This window comes from Streptococcus infantis (assembly GCF_047464215.1).
GTDB classification, from domain to species: Bacteria; Bacillota; Bacilli; order Lactobacillales; family Streptococcaceae; genus Streptococcus; species Streptococcus infantis_P.
The window spans coordinates 1-618 of the sequence record NZ_JASHCG010000044.1 but is presented as its reverse complement, the minus strand read 5'-3'; the positions used below and the strand labels follow the sequence as shown (position 1 = coordinate 618).

At 36.6% G+C, this 618-nt stretch carries 1 protein-coding gene; it reads right to left on the bottom strand.

Features of this window, described 5'->3' with window-relative positions; all coding sequences use genetic code 11:
* Nucleotides 1–618 (bottom strand): IS3 family transposase (locus QM469_RS10550; RefSeq protein ID WP_414320628.1); only part of this gene is annotated, 618 nt, incomplete at both ends.

Genomic DNA, 618 nt, shown 5'->3' with positions numbered 1-618 from the left:
TTCGTTTGTTGTTGTAGTAATCAATATAGTCTACAATAGCTTGTTCCAAGTGCTCAAGTGACTGAAACGTATTCTCATAACCATAAAACATTTCAGTCTTAAGAATGCCAAAGAAAGATTCCATCATGCCGTTGTCTGGGCTGTTACCTTTACGTGACATAGATGGCTGAATTCCCTTACTCTCTAAAAACCTGTGATAAAAATCGTGTTGATATTGCCATCCTTGATCACTATGGAGAATAGTATTTGTGTAATGTTCCTCACTGAAGGCCTGGTTTAACATAGCTTTCACTTGTTCTAAGTTTGGTGAAGTTGAAAGATTATAGGCGATAATTTCGCTATTAAAACCATCTAAAACTGGTGATAAGTAAAGCTTTTGAGTACTTGCTGGAATGGCAAATTCTGTCACATCTGTGTAGCACTTTTCCATTGGTTTGGCTGCTTCAAATTGGCGTTGAATAAGGTTATCTGCTTTCTTGCCAACGTCTCCGTTATGAGAAGAATATTTTCGTTTCTGTCGCATTTTAGCTTGTAAATTGAGTACTTTCATCAAGCGTTGAACTCTTTTATGATTTACCAGATAACCACGATTTCTTAGTTCTAAATGAATCCGACGAT